The organism is Curtobacterium sp. PvP017, assembly GCF_054060195.1.
The window spans coordinates 149,112-167,383 of the sequence record NZ_JBSSCY010000003.1; the positions used below are offsets into that span (position 1 = coordinate 149,112).

The window sequence follows — 18,272 nt, forward strand, 5'->3', positions numbered from 1 at the left end:
TCGTCTGGAAGACCGGGGTCGTCTGGAAGACTCTGTGGAATGGGAACAAGCGTACCGACGGCCCCCGACGCCGCCGCGAACCTCGCCGACGTCTTCCCGAGTTGCCTCGTGGCGCTCGGGGCTGCGGACGACGCGTGGTCGCGTGCCAACGGCCTGGAGGCCCGGATCGCCCTCCGTCCCGCCCGTTCCGCGATCGTCGTCCTGGTCGACGGCCTCGGTTCGGTCGCGCTGTCGGCTCGCGCCGGCCACGCCCGCTGGCTGACCGCGGCGAAGGGCACCGGCACCGCGAAGAAGCTCCGCAGCGGGTTCCCGACCACGACGGCCGCGGCACTGAGCACGCTGACGACCGGACGGTCGCCCGGCACGCACGGTGTCGTCGGCTACAGCGGCTGGAACCCGGACACCGGCGCGGTGATGAACCTGCTCGGCGGGTGGGACACCGAGGTGCCGGCGGACTGGTTCCTCGTCGAGACGCTGTTCACCCGGGCCGCGGAGCTCGGCGTCGACCCCGTCGTGGTCGGTCCGGAGCGCTACCGGGCGTCCGGCATGACCGCGAACGTCCTCGGTGGCGCGCGGTACGTGGCAGCGGACACGATCCCGGAGCGCATCGACGCCGCCCTGGCCGAGACCGCCACCGGCCGGTCGCTCGTCTACCTGTACGTGCCGGAGCTCGACTCGATCGGACACAAGTCCGGGTGGCAGTCCGACCGGTGGACGGCGACGCTCGAGCTGCTCGACGGCGAACTCGCCCGCCTCGACGCCCGTGGTGCACGCGACGTCGGCATCCTGGTCACAGCGGACCACGGTGTGCTCGACGTGCCGGACCACGCGAACATCGCCGTCGACCCGCTGCTGCTGACGGATGTCGTCGGGGTGGCGGGCGACCCCCGGTGCCGCCAGTTCACGGTGGCGCCGGGCACCGACGTGCGCGGGCTCGTCGGGGCCTTCCGTGCGCGCTACGGCAAGAAGGCGTACGTCGCGAGCCGTGACGAGGCGATCGCCGCCGGCTGGTTCGGTGCGGTCTCGCCGGAGGTGGTCCCGCGCATCGGCGACGTGATCGTCGTGGCACGCGGCTCGTGGGCGTTCAACGACGACCGGGCGCTGCGCGACGGCGAGGTCCCGAAGCGCATGATCGGACAGCACGGTGCGATGACCGACGAGGAGACCCTCGTGCCGCTCCGGCTCGCCGGGGCGTTCGCGCAGTAGCCGGTCGCCGGCTACCGCGGATCAGTCCGAGCGGATCAGGCCGGGTCCTCCGGGCGGGTGCCGAAGACGATCTCGTCCCAGCTCGGCATCGACCGGCGGTTGCGCTTCTTGCGCTCGGCACGTCCCTCGGCTTCGGGCGCCGATGCCGGGCGGGCGTCGGTCGACGACGGGGCGGTGTCGCTCTCGGGCTGGTCCTCGAACCCCTGCAGCGGGATGTCGACGACGCTGATCGAGGTGCCGCGGGCGGGCTCGTCGCGCTGCTCGCCGAACGAGGCGGCTTCGCGCTCGCCCCGGCGTCGGCGGAGGGCCTCGAGCAGGTCGGCGGTCTCGTTGCCGGGTGCGCGCTCCTCGACGGCCGCCTGTCCGATGCGGGGCAGCGGTGCGCGGAGCGGCGCGCGGTCGGGGACGTCGGGGTTCGTGACGGCCTCGTCCTCTTCCTCGACGCGGAAGGCGCCGGAGTCGAAGCGGGTGCCGTCGTCGTCCTGCTGCTCGTACTCCACGGCACGCAGGCGGGGCGCGATGCCCTCGTCGTCGGTGTGCGAGAGCCGGTGCGCGTCGCCGTTGTCCGGCACGAGCGTCGAGGTCTTCGGGTCGAAGCGCCACTGGGCGTCGTGCTCGACCTCGGCCGCGGTGTAGCGGACCCGGACCTGCCAGCCGCTCTCCGGGTGCTTCCACGAGCCCCAGCTGATCGCGGTGGCCTCGCCGGCCTCGAGCTTCGCGGTGATCGCCGCGCCGAAGGTGTCCGGAGCCTCGTCGTCGACCGGGGTCACCGGCACGCGGTGCGAGGCGTCGAGCACGAACGCGCGTTCGGCCAGCACCGGACCCTCGAAGCGTCGGACGTACTCGACGTCGACGTCGAGCGCGGCGGCGACGTCGGCGGCGTCGGCACCACCACGGATGCGTGCCTGGACGTCCTTCGGGGAGACCCGCTTCTGCGGCCCGGCGTCGGGGTTGGCCTGACGGACCTGCCCCGGCAGCGAGGACGTGACGGGCAACCGGAACTCGGTACCGCCGTCGGTCGCCAGGAGGAGTGCGCCTGCCTCGACTCCGATGACTCTCACGTCTTGCATGGTCCAGCCTTCCCAGCGTCGCGTACGGTCGTGCGTCGTACCCCGTGAGTATGCAGTGGTCGTGGACGGTTTCCACGGAGGCGCACGGGCGTGCCGCGGAGTCTGCGGCGAGCGTCGACGGGTGTCGGGAATGTCCGGAACGGGGTACGGGTTGCAGGGCCGTGACGACGCGCCGCAGATCTCGGTTTGCACTCTGGCGGGACGTCGTGCAAACTGTCGCCGCCGATCACCCGGCGACGACCTCTCGATACGAGAAATGGATGGGCATGGCCACCGATTACGACGCCCCCCGGAAGACCGATGACAACTCCGATTCGGAGTCGATCGAGGCCCTCAAGGAGCGCGTTCCCGACAAGATGTCGGGGGTCGTCGACGATGATTCGGACAACCCCGGCAGCTTCGAACTCGCCGGGCAGGACCTGAGCGACGTCGACCTCGACGTCGTGGTGCTGCCCCCGCAGGTCGATGAGTTCACCTGCGTCGAGTGCTTCCTCGTGAAGCACCGCTCCCAGCTCGACCACGAGTCGAAGCTCGGGCCGGTCTGCGCGGAATGCGCGGCGCTGTAGACGCACCGATCACCGAAGGCCCCGCATCCTCCCGGATGCGGGGCCTTCTTCGTGCGGTGCGGGGCGGACGCGCGCCGGGCCTCCCGGTCGCCCGCTGCGGACCGTCAGGACCGCAGCGCCTCGACCACCTTGCCGGGCTGTCGGACGCTGACCAGCCAGTAGGGCGTCGGGTCGGCGTCGTCGCGCACCTCGACCTTGACGACCCCGCGCACGTAGCCGCGGAACAGCGTCCACGCCCGGGCGTCGAGCTTCGGACCGCGCTGCGTGGTCGCCTCGGCGCCCTCGAACGCCTCGACCGTGCCGACGAGCGCGCGCGGCAGGTGCGCCTTGCCGGCGCGGAACTCGCTGTCCGTGACCTCGATGGTGGGTGCGAGTGCCCACAGGAGCACGAGCACGCCGAGCTCCATGCCGATCGCCACGAGCACACCGGCGAGCACGCTGATGGGCAGGAACACGAGCAGGGTGGCGGGGATGACGAGCGCCGTCGCCAGGTACAGGGCGGGCGGGGCCCAGAGTCGTTCGCGGTACAGGGTCACGAGTCCATTCGACCACGACTCAGGCCAGGTCACGGTCGGGTCACGTCTCTGCACTACCCTCGACACGTGACCGAACCAGTCGACGTCCTCTGGACCGGGGAGAACCGCCCCGGACACGCCCACCCCGGCGACGCGGGTGCCGACCTCGTCTCGGCCGAGTCCTTCGTGCTGCAGCCGGGCGAGCGACACCTCGCAGCCACGGGGCTGCGGATCGCGCTCCCCGAGGGGTACGCCGCGTTCGTGGTCCCGCGCAGCGGCCTCGCCGCGAAGCACGGCATCAGCATCGTCAACAGCCCGGGCACGGTCGACTCCGGGTACCGCGGCGAGATCAAGGTCGCACTGCTCAACACCGACCGGTCCGAGCCGTACGAGGTGCACGTCGGTGACCGCATCGCGCAGCTGATCGTGATGCCCGTCCCGCGGGTGACGTACACGCACGTCGAGGAGCTGCCCGACAGCGTCCGGGGCCAGGGTGGCTTCGGCTCGTCGGGCTACGGTGACCGGAGCGGCGCCGTGACCGGTGCCGCCGACGATGTTCAGGAAGGAACGCGCGCATGAAGTTCGGTCGACGCAAGCGTGACGAGGGCGAGGTGGCCGAGGTCGAGGTGGCCGAGGTCGAGGTGGCCGAGGCCGTCGCCGACGAGGTCGAGATCGCGGACACGACCCCCGAGGTCGACATCGCGACGGACGCCGACGCGGACCTCGACGAGGTCGACGCGGTGGCCCCCACGGACAAGTCCGCGCCCGAGGACCGCGCCGAGAACGGTCCGCACGACGAGACCGAGGCGAACCTGGTCCGTCCGTACGTCGACCTGGGTGGCGTGAAGGTCCTGCCGCGCGAGGGGCTGCACCTGCGCCTCGAGGTGGAGGAGGGCTCGCAGCGCGTCGTCGCGGTCGGGCTCGACTACGACGACTCGACGCTCCAGGTCCAGCCGTTCGCCGCACCCCGCTCGACGGGCCTGTGGCACGAGATCCGCGCGCAGATCGCCGAGCAGATCGAGCGCCAGGGCGGTGTCGTGACCGAGGTCGACGGCCCGTTCGGCCCCGAGCTCCGTGCATCCGTGCCCGTCGCGGTCGACGGCGACGGCGGCGCGGCCGGTGTCCGGCCGGCCCGCTTCGTCGGCGTCGACGGCCCCCGCTGGTTCCTGCGTGGCGTGATCGCCGGCAAGGCCGCCGAGCAGCCCGACGACGCGAGCGAGATCGAGGAGCTGTTCCGCAGCGTCGTCGTCGTGCGCGGCACGACGCCGATGCCGCCGCGCGACCTCATCCCGCTGCACATGCCGAAGTCGACGCAGACCGCGATCTGACGCTGCGGCCGGCTGACGACCTGACGACGAACCCGCCTGGAGGCACGGTGCCGGAACACGACGACACCCCACGACCCGAGACGGCCGGGTCCGAGCCCGTCGCGCCGTCGTTCTCCTCCCAGTTCCGCGACGCGGTGCAGAACGCCGGCATCGCCCGGGTCGCTCCCGGCGAGGCACCGTCCGGCCGTGCGCTGCTCGGTGCGGTCGGCGGGATCCGTGGGCTGGCCGAGTCGGTGCTGCCCGGGTTCGCGTTCCTGGTCGTCTACGCGATCACGAAGGAGCTCGTGCCGAGCGTCGTGATCCCCGTGGTGGTCGGTCTGGTGTTCGTCGCACTGCGCCTGGCGCAGCGGCAGTCGCTGACGATGTCCTTCGCCGGCATCCTCGGCGTCGCGGTGTCGGCCGGGCTCGCGCTCATCACGGGGCGTGCCGAGAGCAACTTCATCCCGGGGATCGTCATCAACTCGGTGTGGCTGGTCGGGCTCCTGGTCTCGCTGGCCGTGCGGTGGCCGCTCATCGGTCTGGTCGTCGGGTTCCTGCTGCCGGCGAACGAGGACGGCTCGCACGTCGACTGGCGCGCCGATCCGGTCAAGCGCCGCGTGCTGACCGTCGCCACCTGGATCTGGGTCGGGCTGTTCGCGCTCCGCCTGGCCGTCGAGGTGCCGCTGTACCTCACCGCCCAGGTCGAGCTGCTGGCGGGCCTCAAGCTCATCCTCGGCGTTCCGCTCTACGCCGCCGTGCTCTGGGTCACGTGGCTGCTGGTCCGGACCGTGTTCGTGCGAGGGGACGCCGCCACCACGGTGTAGCGTTGTCTCGACATCAAGATAGTTCTCGCAGGGCGCGCACGCGTTCTCGGGATTAGGTTTGCCTTGCTGGTGGGACGGTCCACGGCCCGCGAGGATGAGGGCAAACCGATCAGTAGGGAGGCGGCACGGTGGCTGCAGTCAATAGCTTCGGCTCGAAGGACACACTGTCGGTTGGGGGTGTCGACTACGCGATCCACCGGATCGACACGGTGCCCGGGCACGAGAAGCTCCCGTACAGCCTCAAGGTGCTGCTCGAGAACCTCCTCCGCACCGAGGACGGCAAGAACGTCACCGAGGCGCAGATCCGCGCGCTCGGCTCCTGGCGCCCCGACGCCGACCCGGACACCGAGATCCAGTTCTCGCCGGCGCGCGTCGTGATGCAGGACTTCACGGGTGTGCCGTGCATCGTCGACCTCGCCACCATGCGCGAGGCCATGGCGGACATCGGCGGCGACCCGAACAAGATCAACCCGCTGTCCCCGGCCGAGATGGTCATCGACCACTCGGTCATCGCCGACCTCTTCGGCAGCACGGACGCACTCCAGCGCAACACCGACCTCGAGTACGAGCGGAACGGTGAGCGCTACCAGTTCCTCCGCTGGGGCCAGACCGCGTTCGAGGACTTCAAGGTCGTCCCGCCGGGCACCGGCATCGTGCACCAGGTGAACATCGAGTACCTGGCGAAGGTCACCTACACCCGCGACTTCGACGGGGAGACGTACGCCTACCCGGACACCCTCGTCGGCACCGACTCGCACACCACGATGGTGAACGGGCTCGGCGTGCTCGGCTGGGGCGTCGGCGGCATCGAGGCCGAGGCCGCGATGCTCGGCCAGCCCGTGTCGATGCTCATCCCGAAGGTCGTCGGCTTCAAGCTCTCCGGCGAGATCCCGGCCGGCGTGACCGCGACCGACGTGGTGCTCACCATCACGCAGGAGCTCCGCAAGCACGGCGTCGTCGGCAAGTTCGTCGAGTTCTACGGCGAGGGCGTCAGTGCCGTCCCGCTCGCGAACCGCGCCACCATCGGCAACATGTCGCCCGAGTTCGGTTCGACGGCGGCGATCTTCCCGGTCGACGACGTCACGCTCGACTACCTGCGCCTGACCGGTCGCGACGAGGCGCAGATCGCCCTGGTCGAGGCGTACTCCAAGGCCCAGGGCCTCTGGCACGACGCCTCGGTGGAGCCGAACTACTCCGAGTACATGGAGCTCGACCTCTCCACGGTCGTGCCGTCGATCTCCGGTCCGAAGCGTCCCCAGGACCGCATCGAGCTGACGAACGCGAAGAGCCAGTTCGAGGTCGACCTGAACAACTACACGACCCCGAGCGAGCAGACCGACCTCGACGACGCGGTGGAGGAGACCTTCCCGGCCTCCGACCCGATCGCCGCGGGCTCCACCAACGAGGACACCGACCTGCACGAGCACGTCTTCGTGTCGAGCGCCCCGTCGACGGCCTCGGCCCCGACGAAGGTCGCGATGGACGGGGCCGACCCGTTCACGATCGACCACGGCGCCGTCGCGATCGCCGCGATCACGTCGTGCACGAACACGTCGAACCCGTCCGTCATGATGGCGGCCGGCATCCTCGCGCGGAACGCCGCCGCCAAGGGCCTCACCTCGAAGCCCTGGGTCAAGACGACGCTCGCGCCCGGTTCCAAGGTCGTCACCGACTACTACGAGAAGGCCGGTCTCACGACCTACCTCGAGCAGCTCGGCTTCTACACGGTGGGCTACGGCTGCACCACCTGCATCGGCAACTCGGGCCCGCTGCCGGACGAGATCTCGCAGGCCGTGCAGGACAACGACCTCGCCGTCACCGCGGTGCTCTCCGGCAACCGCAACTTCGAGGGTCGGATCAACCCCGACGTCAAGATGAACTACCTGGCGTCCCCGCCGCTGGTCATCGCCTACGCCCTCGCCGGGTCGATGCACTTCGACTTCGACAAGGACGCCCTCGGGCAGGACCAGGACGGCAACGACGTCTACCTGCAGGACATCTGGCCCGACGCGGCCGAGGTGCAGCAGGTCATCGACGAGTCGATCGACACCGAGATGTTCACCCACGAGTACGGCTCCGTGTTCGAGGGCGACGACCGCTGGAAGAACCTGCCGACCCCCATGGGCGACACCTTCGAGTGGGACCAGGAGTCGACCTACGTGCGGAAGCCCCCGTACTTCGAGGGCATGACCATGCAGCCCGACGCGGTGTCGGACATCTCCGGCGCCCGCGTGCTGGCGAAGCTCGGTGACTCGGTCACGACCGACCACATCTCGCCCGCAGGTTCGATCAAGGCGGACAGCCCGGCCGGCAAGTACCTGGCGGAGCACGGCGTGGACCGCAAGGACTTCAACTCCTACGGTTCCCGTCGTGGCAACCACGAGGTGATGATCCGCGGCACGTTCGCGAACATCCGCCTGCGCAACCAGCTGCTGGACGGTGTCGAGGGCGGTTACACCCGCGACTTCACCACCGCCGACGGCGAGCAGTCGTTCATCTACGACGCCTCGCAGCACTACCAGGAACAGGGCATCCCGCTCGTCATCTTCGGTGGCAAGGAGTACGGCTCGGGCTCGTCGCGCGACTGGGCGGCCAAGGGCACGAACCTGCTCGGCGTCCGCGCCGTCATCACCGAGAGCTTCGAGCGGATCCACCGCTCGAACCTGATCGGCATGGGTGTCGTCCCGCTGCAGTTCCCGGCGGGCGAGACGGTCGAGTCCCTCGGACTCGACGGTACCGAGGTCGTCTCGATCTCCGGCCTGACCGAGCTGAACGAGGGCCGCACCCCGAAGACCGTGCACGTCACCGCGACGCCGAGCGAGCACTCGCCCGCCGGCAAGCAGCCGGTCGAGTTCGACGCGGTCGTCCGCATCGACACCCCGGGTGAGGCCGACTACTACCGCAACGGCGGCATCCTGCAGTACGTGCTCCGCTCGCTCGTCTGAACGACGTGAGCACGGGTCGCTGACGCGACCACACGACGGGCTGGAGGCCCGTGGCGAACCCGCCACGGGCCTCCAGCCCGTCTGCCGGTTGCGCGCATAGAGTGGGCCGACAGCCCCACGAAAGGAGCGCCCGTGAGCCTGCTCAGCAGCATCACGTCGCCGCGCGACCTGAAGCGTCTCTCCGACGCGCAGATGACCGACCTCGCCGCCGAGATCCGCCGGTTCCTGGTGGCCGAGGTCGCGAAGACCGGCGGGCACCTCGGACCGAACCTCGGCGTCGTCGAGCTGACGCTCGCGATGCACCGGGTCTTCGACTCGCCGAACGACCCGTTCGTGTTCGACACCGGACACCAGTCGTACGTGCACAAGCTCGTCACCGGGCGGCAGGACTTCTCGAAGCTGCGCGAGCGGGGCGGCATCGCCGGCTACCCGCAGCGGAGCGAGTCGGAGCACGACATCGTCGAGTCCTCGCACGCGTCGTCGTCGCTGTCCTGGGCCGACGGGATCTCCCGTGCCTTCGGGCAGACCGGCCAGACCGACCGCACCGTCGTCGCGGTCGTCGGTGACGGTGCCCTCACCGGTGGGATGACGTGGGAGGCGCTCAACAACATCTCGGACGACAACGACCGCCGGCTGCTCATCGTGGTCAACGACAACGGCCGGTCCTACGCCCCGACGATCGGTGGCATGGCGCGCTTCCTCAGCTCGATGCGGACGCGGCGCGAGTACCGGGCGCTGTACGAGACCTCGCGGGCGGTGGCGGACCGGTTCGGTGCCCCCGGACGTGCGGTCTACCGGGGGATGCGTGGGGGCCTGCACGGGTTCCTGTCGCGGTTCACGAACAACGAGGCGCTGTACTCGAACCTCGACATCAAGTACATCGGCCCGGTCAACGGCCACGACCAGCGGGCGATGGAAGCGGCGCTCCGCCAGGCGAAGGCCTACGGTGCCCCGACGATCGTGCACGCGATCACCGAGAAGGGGCACGGGTTCGAACCCGCCCTGCGCGACCAGGCCGACCAGTTCCACGCCGTCGGACACATCGACCCGGAGACGGGGGAGTCGCTCGACGCCGCGTCGGGGCCGTCGTGGACCTCGGTGTTCGCGTCGGCGCTGGCGTCGGCCGGTGACTCGGACCCCCGGATCGTCGCGATCACGGCGGCGATGCTCCGGCCGACCGGGCTGCACCTGTTCCAGGAGCAGCACCCCGACCGCGTGTACGACGTCGGCATCGCCGAGCAGCACGCCGTCACCACGGCAGCTGGTCTGGCCTACGGCGGCCTGCACCCGGTCGTGGCGCTCTACGCGACGTTCCTGAACCGCGCGTTCGACCAGGTGCTGATGGACGTCGCCCTGCACAAGGCCGGCGTGACCTTCGTGCTCGACCGCGCCGGGATCACCGGGCCGGACGGCCCCTCGCACCACGGCATGTGGGACCTCGCGCTCCTGCAGGTCGTGCCGGGGATCCGGATCGCGGCTCCGCGCGACGCCGCGACCCTGCGTGAGGAGTTCCGCGAGGCGATCGCGGTCGACGACGCCCCCACCGTGCTGCGCTGGTCGAAGGGCCAGGTCGGGCCTGACATCCCCGCGGTCCGTCGTCTCCCCGACGGCGTCGACGTGCTGCACGCCGCCGCGGACGGCGTCGAGGACGTGCTCTTCGTGGCCGTCGGCTCGATGGTGCCGACCGCACTCGAGGCCGCCGGGCTGCTCGAGGCGCAGGGCATCGGCGTCACCGTGGTCGACCCGCGCTGGGTGGTGCCGATCCCGTCGTCGCTCATCGAGCTGTCGCGCACGCATCGGCTCGTCATCACGATCGAGGACGGCGTGCGCGTGGGCGGCGTCGGCACACGACTGCGGCAGGACCTGCGGGCCGCCGGGGTCGACACGGGTGTGAACGAGTTGGGCCTGCCGGACGCGTTCATCGACCACGCGACCCGGTCGCAGATCCTCGCCGACGTCGGGTTGACGGCGCAGGCGATCGCCCGCGACGTCATCGACCAGGTCGTCGGGACGAAGTTGCCGCAGGCGAAGCCCGCGCGGTCGCGGGAGTCGGCCGACCGCTAGGCGGGGTGCGCGGAACCAGGTTCCGGACATGGCACCACGTACTTCCGCGGTGCTGTGTCCGGAACCTGGTTCCGCCGGAAGGTCACCCATGCCGTCAGGGGCATGTCCCTCGGGGACGTCTGGCAGGATCGCTGCATGCGACGGGGGTTCAGGACGACGGCGGTGGCGATCGGTCTCGCCGTGGTGGCCCTGTCCTCAGGGTGCGCAGCGATGAACGACGCTTCGGTCGCGCCGGAGCTCGGTGCAGATGCCCGAATCAGCGCCAGACAGACGATGCACCGTGTGGTCGACTGGAAGGGCACCGCCGCAGTCCACCGGGTCGATACCACCTGGACCGACTCGTGCGGCCACGCGAGCAACTCCGGGTTCTTCCAGCCCGCTTCGGGCACGACGTGTCGGATCGACGCCGGAGCGGTGTACACGATCGACGGTGCGGACACACCGGTCGACGCGGTGCGCATCGTCGGTCCGGCATTGCGCGCGGGCGGCCTGACCGACGAAGACCTCGTGGCACAGGCGATCCAGCCGGACGGATCGACGCCGTCCCTGGTTGACATCGGTGGGCGGCAGTCGATCGCACTCGGCAGCGACCTCGGGCAGGACCGGTTCGCGGTCGTGCGGGTCCGCGGTTGGGACGGGTCACTCGGACTGTGGCAGTCGGAGGGATCGTCCGTCGTGCAGTCCGCACCGGGTCTCGGCGTCGACCGACGCGATGACGCCGTCCGGGCGAGCGGGGCGGACTACGTGCTCGTCGTGACGCACAGCGCCGCGTACTTCACGTCGTACGACAACGAGCCGCCCGAGCCGTCGGCACCACGGCCGTCGGTCCCGCCGTGCTTCAGCGGCAGCAACGACTGCGTCGGCGGTTGACGGCGGCTCACGACGGCGGTGGACGACACCGCTGCGGGCCGGCCACGCACGACCAAAGTCACCCCGAACCACGGCGATCCGCGGTTCGGGGTGACTTCGGTTGTGCGGGACGGACTCGCGCCGGCTAGCGAGAAGCCGGGCCGACGATCAGCGGGTCGTGGAAGCTCCCGCCGAAGACGCGCTCGGACGCACCGCTGCGGTCGAGGTACGGGCTGATCCCACCGGCCTGGAACGGGTAGCCCGCACCGAGGATCAGGCCGAGGTCGATCTCCTCGACGTGCTGGACGACCTCGTCCTCGAGCATGCGGTGCAGCTCGTCGGCCAGGGCGTCCTCGAAGCGCTGCTGCATCGCTGCGGCGTCGACGGGCTTCGCGTCCTTCTTGGACGGCGCGACGAGCTTGACGGCGGCGGGATCGTACCCGGTCGCGGTGCCCTTCTTGTCGCGGGTGAGGATCTTCCCGTGCTCGGCGATCTTCTTCAGCCCGTCACCGGGGTAGAAGCGCTCTGGCCACGCGGCGTGGTGCGAGTCGAGCACGTGCGCGCCGACCGGCAGTCCGACGAGCTCGAGCAGCTCGAAGGGCGACATCGGCAGTCCCAGCGGCGCGGCACCGGCCGCCACGACGTCGAACGAGGTGCCCTGCTCGACGCCGCGCATGGCCTCACCGAGGACCCGTGCGAGCACGCGGTTGACGACGAAGCCCGGCTGGTCGGCCGTGATGATCGCCGTCTTCTTGAGGGTCTTCGCGACGGCGAGTGCCGTGACGAGTGTCTCGTCGGAGGTGTCGGCGGTCCGGACGACCTCGAGCAGGGGCATCACGGCGACGGGGTTGAAGAAGTGGAAACCGACCAAGCGCGACGGGTCAGAGAGCACCGAGCCCATCTCGGAGACGGACAACGACGAGGTGTTCGTCGCGAGGATGGCATCCGGGGCGATGACCTGCTCGATCTTCCGGAAGACCTCCTGCTTGACGGTCATCTCCTCGAAGACGGCCTCGATCACCCAGTCGGCGTCGGCGAAGGCGTCGTAGGACACCGAGCCGCTGACGAGGGCCGTGATGCGGTTGGCGTCGTCGGGGGAGATCCGGCCCTTGTCGAGCAGCTTCGCGACCTCGCCACGGATGCGCTCCACGCCGGCGTCGACGCGGGACTGGTCGACGTCGGTGATCACCACGGGGACGCCGAGGCGTCGGGCGAAGAGCAGCGCGAACTGCGACGCCATCAGCCCGGCGCCGAGGACACCGACCTTCGTGATCTTCTTCGGCTCGACGCCCTGCGGAGCGCCGACGGGCTTCTTCGCACGCTTCTGCACCAGGTCGAACGCGTACATCGACGCGGCGAACTGATCGCCGGAGAGCAGGTCCGCGAGGGCGTCGTCCTCGTCGGCGAACCGCTCGTCCAACGAGCCGCCGCGAGCCGCGGCGACGAGGTCGAGCGCTCGGAACGGCGACTTCGGCACGGTGCCGATCTTCGACGCCACCTGCCCCCTCGCGACCTTGACGACGGTGCCCCAGGCAGCCTTCTCGAGCATGCCCGGCTCGTTCTTGCGCACCACCTTGGTCGCGCCGGTGATGACGCCGTCGGCCCAGGCCACCGCTGCGGGCAGGAACGTCACCGACGGGATGAGCACGTCGCCGATGCCGATCTCGACCGCGGCCGGGCCGTCCATCAGGCGGTTGTTCTTGAGCGGGTTCTCGACGATGACGCGGAGCGCTCGTTCGGGGCCGATCAGGCGGGGGAGGAGCGTCGCGCCACCCCAGCCGGGGATGATGCCGAGGAAGACCTCGGGCAGGCCGATGCCCTGCGCGGCGGACGAGAACGCCCGGTAGGTGCAGTGCAGTCCGATCTCGAGCCCGCCGCCGAGGGCGATGCCGTTGATGAACGCGAACGACGGCACGCCGAGGTCGGACAGCTTGCGGAGGGTGGCGTGGCCGAGGGCCGCGAGGTCGTGCGCCACGTCCCGCGACGGCACCGAGGCCGCCTGCGACAGGTCGGCCCCGGCGGCGAAGCAGTACTCCTTGCCGGTGATCGCGACGCCCTGGATCGTCCCGGCGGCCGCCTCGGTCTTCAGGGTGTCGAGCACCCCGGAGAGTTCGTGCAGCGTGCGCGGCCCGAGGGTGTTCGGACGCTTGTAGTCCTTGCCGTTGTCGAGCGTGATGAGTGCCAGTGTGCCGCCGGAGGGCATCGTGACGTGCTTGACGAACGAGTGCGTGACGACCTCGTCCTCGCTGAGTTCGGACAGGCGGTCGGTGTCGACGGTGGTCATGCTCAAGCCCCCTTCCGAGCCGAACGTGCTGCGGACTTGCTGAAACCGGGGTTCTCCCAGATGACGGTGCCGCCCTGCCCGAGCCCGATGCACATCGTGGTGATGCCGTACTGGACGTCCGGACGCTCGGCGAACTGCGCCGCGAGCTGCGTCATCAGGCGGACACCGCTCGATGCCAGCGGGTGCCCGACGGCGATCGCGCCACCCCAGGCGTTGACGTTCGTGGAGTCCTGGGCGATGCCGTAGTTGTCGAGGAAGGCGAGCACCTGCACCGCGAACGCCTCGTTGATCTCGAACAGGCCGATGTCGTCGATGGACAGGCCGGCCTTCGACAGCGCCTTGTCGGTGGCGGGGACCGGGCCGACGCCCATGACCTCGGGCTCGACGCCGGCGAAGGCGAACGAGACCATCCGCATCTTCGCGGGCAGGCCGTGCTCCTTGGCGCCCTCTGCCGAGGCGAGCAGGCTCATCGTCGCGCCGTCGTTGAGACCGGCGGCGTTGCCGGCGGTGACGCGTCCGTGCGGACGGAACGGGGTCTTCAGCGCGGCCAGGGCCTCGAGCGTGGTCCCCGGACGCGGCGGCTCGTCGGTGCTGACGACGTCCCAGCCGTCGCCCTTGTTCACCTCGACCGGGATGATGTCCGGCTGCAGCTTGCCGGCTGCCCAGGCGGCGGCGTAGCGCTGCTGCGACTGGACGGCGTAGGCGTCCGTGCGGTCCTTCGTGATCGCCGGGAAGCGATCGTGCAGGCGCTCGGCGGTGGAACCCATGACCAGTGCGTCGCTGGACACCATGCGCTCGGCGATGAACCGCGGGTTCGGGTCGGAGTTGAAGCCCATCGGGTGGCGTCCCATGTGCTCGACGCCGCCGGCGATCGCGATGTCCGCGGCACCGAAGGCGATGGCCCCCGCGAGCGTCGTGACGCTCGTCATGGCACCGGCGCACATGCGGTCGATCGCGTACCCCGGGACCGACTTCGGCAGGCCGGCCAGCATGCCGACGGTGCGGCCGAGGGTCAGCCCCTGGTCACCCTGTTGCGTGGTCGCCGCGACGGCGACGTCGTCCACCGCTGCTCCGTCGAGCGAGGCGTTCCGGTCGAGCAGTCCGCGCATCGCGTGCACCGCGAGGTCGTCGGACCGGGTCTTCCAGAACACCCCCTTCTCGCCGGCTCGTCCGAACGGCGTCCGTACTCCGTCCACGAACACGACGTCTGATGCCTTTGGCAATCCGGGCCTCCCAGATCCTCTTCGATCGGGCCGGAACGCTGGTCGCTCCGGCCGGCCGGGCCTCGCCCGGCGACGCTCCCGACGCTATGCCCCCAGGCTGGGCGGCCGCATGCCGGTTGGGCGGTTCCTACGACTCGACGTCATCCGTCGCCGCGGGCTGCTGTGCAGCAGCGACAAAGGCCGAGGCGATGACCGAGGCCAGTTCCTCCACCTGCCACGGACGGGCCTCGTGCGAGGCGAGGGCAGCCCCGACCAGCTCGGTCGACGGTGGCGACGGCGGTGCCCACGACACCACCCGGAGGGTCTCCGGGGTGAGCAGGTTCTCGAGCGGGATGTCGAGCTCCTCGGACCGCTTCGTCACCGCAGCACGGGCGGCCTTGTACCGGCGGTCGGCCGCGGGATTGCGGTCGGCCCAGGCGCGGGGCGGCGGGAGCGTGGCCTCGCCGGATCCGCGGAGCTTCGGCAGGTCCTCGGTCGTCCGGCCCTCGTCCACCGCGGCCCACCAGCGGTCGAGCTCGGACCGGCTGGCCCGGCCGGTGAACGCCTTCAGCCCGCCGAGCTCGGCGCGCGACGCGGGTGCGGCCGCCGCCGCTGCGACGATCGCGGCGTCGGGGATGGTGCGCCCGGGAGCGATGTCGGCCGCGCGGGCGTACTCGTCACGGGCGACCCAGAGCGACCGAGCGATCGCCAGGGCGCGGGCACCACGGAGGGCGTGCATGCCGGACAGTCGGCGCCACGGCTCGGCACGGACGGGCTTCGGGGCGCGGTGCAGCACCGCGTCGAACTCCTCTTCCGCGATGCGGGACTTGCCGGCCTCGTCGAGTTTCGCGGCGAGGGCGTCGCGCAGGTCCGGCAGGAGTTCGACGTCGAGCGATGCGTACACGAGCCACGACTGCGGCAGCGGTCGGGTCGACCAGTCGGCCGCCGAGTGCGCCTTGGCGAGCGTGATCCCGAGCAGCTGCTCGACGACGGCACCGAGGCCGACCCGGGGGAACCCGGCGATGCGCGCGCCGAGTTCGGTGTCGAAGATTCGGGTCGGGACGAGGCCGACCTCCTGCAGGCACGGCAGGTCCTGCGACGCGGCGTGGAAGAGCCACTCCTCGTCGACGATGGCCGCCTGCAGCTCGGAGAAGTCGCCGATCGGGATCGGGTCGAACAGGAACGCGCCGGCACCGCGGCGGAACACCTGGATCAGGTAGGCGCGCTGCGAGTAGCGGTAGCCGCTGGCGCGCTCGGCGTCGACGGCAACGGGGCCGTGACCCGCAGCGATCGCCGCGACGGCGGCCAGGTAGTCGTCACGCGAGTCGATGACCTTGACGGCCTCGTGCGAGTCCTCGAACGCGGGGTCCGGTGCACCGGGGGTCGAACTGACGGGGTCGGTCACTTGGCGAGCCTCCTCGGGGCCAACAGGGTCACGCCGTCCGAGGCAGGAGGCAGACCGGCGAGCATGGCGACGATGTCCTGCCATGCCCGGACGTGCGCGGTGAGGTCGTCACCGCGCGGCGTCCACGATGCGCGGAGTTCCAGCTGGGCGCCGTCACCCTGTGCGGCGAGGTCGCCGTACCCGCGCGAGATGATCTTGGTGGCCGTGCCCGAGGCATGGTCGTACTCGGCGCCGTGCGTCTCGAGCGCGTCGACGAGCCAGCTCCACGTGACGTCGGCGACGAACTCGTCGACACCGATCTCCGGTTCGAGCGGCGCCTGGGCGAACGAGACGACCCGGAAGGCACCGCCCCAGCCCTCGGGTTCTTCGGGGTCGTACAGGGCGATGAAGCGCCCGGTGCCGAGGTCCGACTCGACGCCGTGCGCGGTGCCGGACACGTCCGCCGCCAGGGCGATCGAGAACGGTGCGATCCGCGTGGGCGAGGGGATCTCGGTGACGGTGGTCTCGGAACGGCTGCTGCCGGAGGACACGAACGCGCGGAGCCGCGCGAAGGCGTCGGGCTCTCGGGTTTCGGACACACATGCAGACTAGGCTCCGGGCCATGTCCCGATCCGCGCGACCCGCCGAGGACGCCGTCCAGGAGACCGCACGATCGGCCGGGTTCATCGCACTCGGCGCCGGTCTGGCCGCCGCCGCCGTGGGAACGGCCGTCATCGGTGGCTTCGTCGCCGCCGTCGCCCGTGCCGTCGTCACCCCGGACCGCAAACGCACCGAACGCGTCCCGATCCACGCCGTCGATCCGGTCCGGATGACCGTGACCATCGAGCGGACCGCCGACACCGAGCTGCAGGGCCGGTACTCGCTCTGGTTCGGTGCCGGCACCGGCCACATGCGCGTCGGCGAGGTCCTCGGCACCACCGACACCACGGTCACGCGTCGCATCATCGCGATCGACGCCGGCGACCCGACCGCTGCACGCCGCGGTCGCTGGGGCGGCTGGTTCTACCTGACCCCCGGCGAGCTCGACGTGCCCGTCGAGGACATCGACATCCCCACCCCGAATGGGCCCGCACCCGCCTGGGTCGTCCGTGCCGACGACCCGGATGCCCCGTGGGCCGTCCTGGTGCACGGGCGCGGCGTCACCCGCGCCGAGACCATCCGCGCCGTCCCGGTCTTCCGCGCCGCCGGCTACTCGGTCGTGCTCGCATCGTGGCGGAACGACGGCGTCGCACCGCCGAGCGTGGACGGCCGCTACGGCCTCGGCAGCACCGAATGGGAGGACATCGACTCCGTCCTCCGCTGGCTCAGCGCCCAGAACGCGCAGAGCGTCGTGCTCATGGGCTGGTCGATGGGCGGCGCCGTCGTGCTGCAGACCCTGTTGCGCTCGCGCTTCGCCGGGCTCGTCGATGGTGTGGTGCTCGAGTCGCCCGTGGTCGACTGGCACGCGGTGCTCAAGTCCCAGAGCCAGCTCATGGGGTTGCCGCGCCCGGTCCGCAAGGTCGCCCAGCGGCTGCTCCGCACCCCGGTGCTCCACCGGTTGGCGGGGCTGCAGCGGCCCGTCGACCTGCGCGAGCTCGACATGGTCACCCGGTCCGCCGAGCTCACGGTGCCGATCCTGCTCCTGCACAGCGACGACGACGGGTTCGTGCCGTCGTCCGCGTCGCACGACCTGGCACGCGCCCGACCCGACCTGGTACGGCTCGAGGTGCAGACCACGGCCCGGCACACCAAGCTCTGGAACCACGACGCCGACTGGTTCGACGCCCGCATCCTCGCGTGGCTCACCGAGGTGGTCCAGCGGCGCGGGGCGGCCAGCGCGCGGTAGACGCGACCGAAGGGCGGACGGGAGGCGCGGTGTCAGCTGGCACCGCGCCTCCCGTCCGAAGTTGCGTGCGTTCGGTCGCTTCGTGAGCAGAAATGGTCGGGTCACCGTCGCGCACTCGACCCTTCCTGCTCACGAAGCGGGTGGTGCGGCAATCGTTCCGTTCGTCGTCTGCTGGCAAGGCCCGAACTCCTCGAGACGAGTCGCCGGTCG

15 protein-coding genes are annotated in these 18,272 nt (G+C 70.8%); 9 read left to right on the plus strand and 6 right to left on the minus strand.

The genetic code is table 11. The features are described from left to right. Positions 1–39 precede the first annotated feature (39 nt). Entirely contained in the window at positions 40–1,206 is a 1,167-nt protein-coding gene (locus ACVKXF_RS08225; protein WP_340197703.1) for an alkaline phosphatase family protein, read from the plus strand. Between the two features lie 35 nt (positions 1,207–1,241). Here ACVKXF_RS08225 and sepH read toward each other — a convergent pair whose 3' ends face one another. Then, positions 1,242–2,276, minus strand: a complete 1,035-nt coding sequence (gene sepH / locus ACVKXF_RS08230) for a septation protein SepH (protein WP_456795425.1) — start codon at positions 2,274–2,276, stop codon at positions 1,242–1,244. 266 nt (positions 2,277–2,542) lie between these two features. Here sepH and ACVKXF_RS08235 point away from each other — a divergent pair, with 266 nt between their 5' ends. Next, complete coding sequence (locus ACVKXF_RS08235; protein ID WP_031263038.1) at positions 2,543–2,842, plus strand: DUF4193 domain-containing protein; 300 nt, start codon at positions 2,543–2,545, stop codon at positions 2,840–2,842. Positions 2,843–2,946: 104 nt separating this feature from the next. On the opposite strand, the gene ACVKXF_RS08240 is transcribed toward ACVKXF_RS08235, so the two are convergent. Further along, complete coding sequence (locus tag ACVKXF_RS08240) at positions 2,947–3,378, minus strand: DUF3093 domain-containing protein (RefSeq protein ID WP_456795426.1); 432 nt, start codon at positions 3,376–3,378, stop codon at positions 2,947–2,949. A 66-nt stretch (positions 3,379–3,444) separates the two neighbouring features. Here ACVKXF_RS08240 and dut point away from each other — a divergent pair, with 66 nt between their 5' ends. From dut to ACVKXF_RS08270, 6 genes are all read left to right on the plus strand, one after another. Continuing rightward, entirely contained in the window at positions 3,445–3,936 is a 492-nt protein-coding gene (dut, locus tag ACVKXF_RS08245; protein WP_340197706.1) for a dUTP diphosphatase, read from the plus strand. Positions 3,937–4,055: 119 nt separating this feature from the next. Continuing rightward, the gene (locus ACVKXF_RS08250; RefSeq protein ID WP_123313130.1) at positions 4,056–4,685 is read left to right on the plus strand and encodes a DUF3710 domain-containing protein; all 630 of its coding nucleotides are present in this window, start codon (positions 4,056–4,058) and stop codon (positions 4,683–4,685) included. Between the two features lie 47 nt (positions 4,686–4,732). Then, a complete protein-coding gene (locus ACVKXF_RS08255; RefSeq protein ID WP_123312763.1) occupies positions 4,733–5,488 on the plus strand; it encodes a DUF3159 domain-containing protein in 756 nt (251 codons plus the stop codon). A 128-nt stretch (positions 5,489–5,616) separates the two neighbouring features. After that, on the plus strand, positions 5,617–8,433 hold the full coding sequence (acnA, locus tag ACVKXF_RS08260; protein ID WP_456795427.1) for an aconitate hydratase AcnA: 2,817 nt from the start codon (positions 5,617–5,619) through the stop codon (positions 8,431–8,433). Between the two features lie 132 nt (positions 8,434–8,565). Further along, positions 8,566–10,497 (plus strand): 1-deoxy-D-xylulose-5-phosphate synthase, encoded by a 1,932-nt coding sequence (dxs, locus tag ACVKXF_RS08265; protein WP_456795428.1) that lies wholly within the window; start codon positions 8,566–8,568, stop codon positions 10,495–10,497. Between the two features lie 135 nt (positions 10,498–10,632). Continuing rightward, positions 10,633–11,367 carry a hypothetical protein gene (locus ACVKXF_RS08270; RefSeq protein WP_456795429.1) on the plus strand — a complete coding sequence of 245 codons (735 nt, stop codon included), beginning with the start codon at positions 10,633–10,635 and terminating at the stop codon, positions 11,365–11,367. 124 nt (positions 11,368–11,491) lie between these two features. Here the strand turns inward: ACVKXF_RS08270 and ACVKXF_RS08275 are convergent, their stop codons facing one another. The 4 genes from ACVKXF_RS08275 to ACVKXF_RS08290 form a co-directional block, all read right to left on the minus strand. Then, the gene (locus ACVKXF_RS08275; RefSeq protein ID WP_456795430.1) at positions 11,492–13,630 is read right to left on the minus strand and encodes a 3-hydroxyacyl-CoA dehydrogenase NAD-binding domain-containing protein; all 2,139 of its coding nucleotides are present in this window, start codon (positions 13,628–13,630) and stop codon (positions 11,492–11,494) included. 2 nt (positions 13,631–13,632) lie between these two features. Beyond that, a complete protein-coding gene (locus ACVKXF_RS08280; RefSeq protein ID WP_456795431.1) occupies positions 13,633–14,853 on the minus strand; it encodes a thiolase family protein in 1,221 nt (406 codons plus the stop codon). A 127-nt stretch (positions 14,854–14,980) separates the two neighbouring features. Beyond that, positions 14,981–16,237: an HRDC domain-containing protein gene (locus ACVKXF_RS08285; RefSeq protein ID WP_456795432.1), complete on the minus strand. Its 1,257-nt coding sequence runs from the start codon at positions 16,235–16,237 to the stop codon at positions 14,981–14,983. Next, on the minus strand, positions 16,234–16,815 hold the full coding sequence (locus tag ACVKXF_RS08290; protein ID WP_123312757.1) for a DUF3000 domain-containing protein: 582 nt from the start codon (positions 16,813–16,815) through the stop codon (positions 16,234–16,236). Before ACVKXF_RS08290 ends, ACVKXF_RS08285 begins: the two co-directional genes overlap by 4 nt. 23 nt (positions 16,816–16,838) lie before the next feature. Between ACVKXF_RS08290 and ACVKXF_RS08295 the strand changes: the two genes are divergently transcribed. Next, positions 16,839–18,062, plus strand: coding sequence for an alpha/beta fold hydrolase (locus tag ACVKXF_RS08295; RefSeq protein WP_333926075.1), 1,224 nt, complete (start codon positions 16,839–16,841; stop codon positions 18,060–18,062). Positions 18,063–18,272: the final 210 nt, after the last annotated feature.

Bases quoted from the DNA above. Each gene is read 5' to 3' on its own strand.
- ACVKXF_RS08225 (WP_340197703.1), top strand. From the start codon at position 40: ATGGGAACAAGCGTACCGACGGCCCCCGACGCCGCCGCGAACCTCGCC.
- sepH (WP_456795425.1), bottom strand. From the start codon at position 2,276: ATGCAAGACGTGAGAGTCATCGGAGTCGAGGCAGGCGCACTCCTCCTG.
- ACVKXF_RS08235 (WP_031263038.1), top strand. From the start codon at position 2,543: ATGGCCACCGATTACGACGCCCCCCGGAAGACCGATGACAACTCCGAT.
- ACVKXF_RS08270 (WP_456795429.1), top strand. From the start codon at position 10,633: ATGCGACGGGGGTTCAGGACGACGGCGGTGGCGATCGGTCTCGCCGTG.
- ACVKXF_RS08275 (WP_456795430.1), bottom strand. From the start codon at position 13,630: ATGACCACCGTCGACACCGACCGCCTGTCCGAACTCAGCGAGGACGAG.
- ACVKXF_RS08295 (WP_333926075.1), top strand. From the start codon at position 16,839: ATGTCCCGATCCGCGCGACCCGCCGAGGACGCCGTCCAGGAGACCGCA.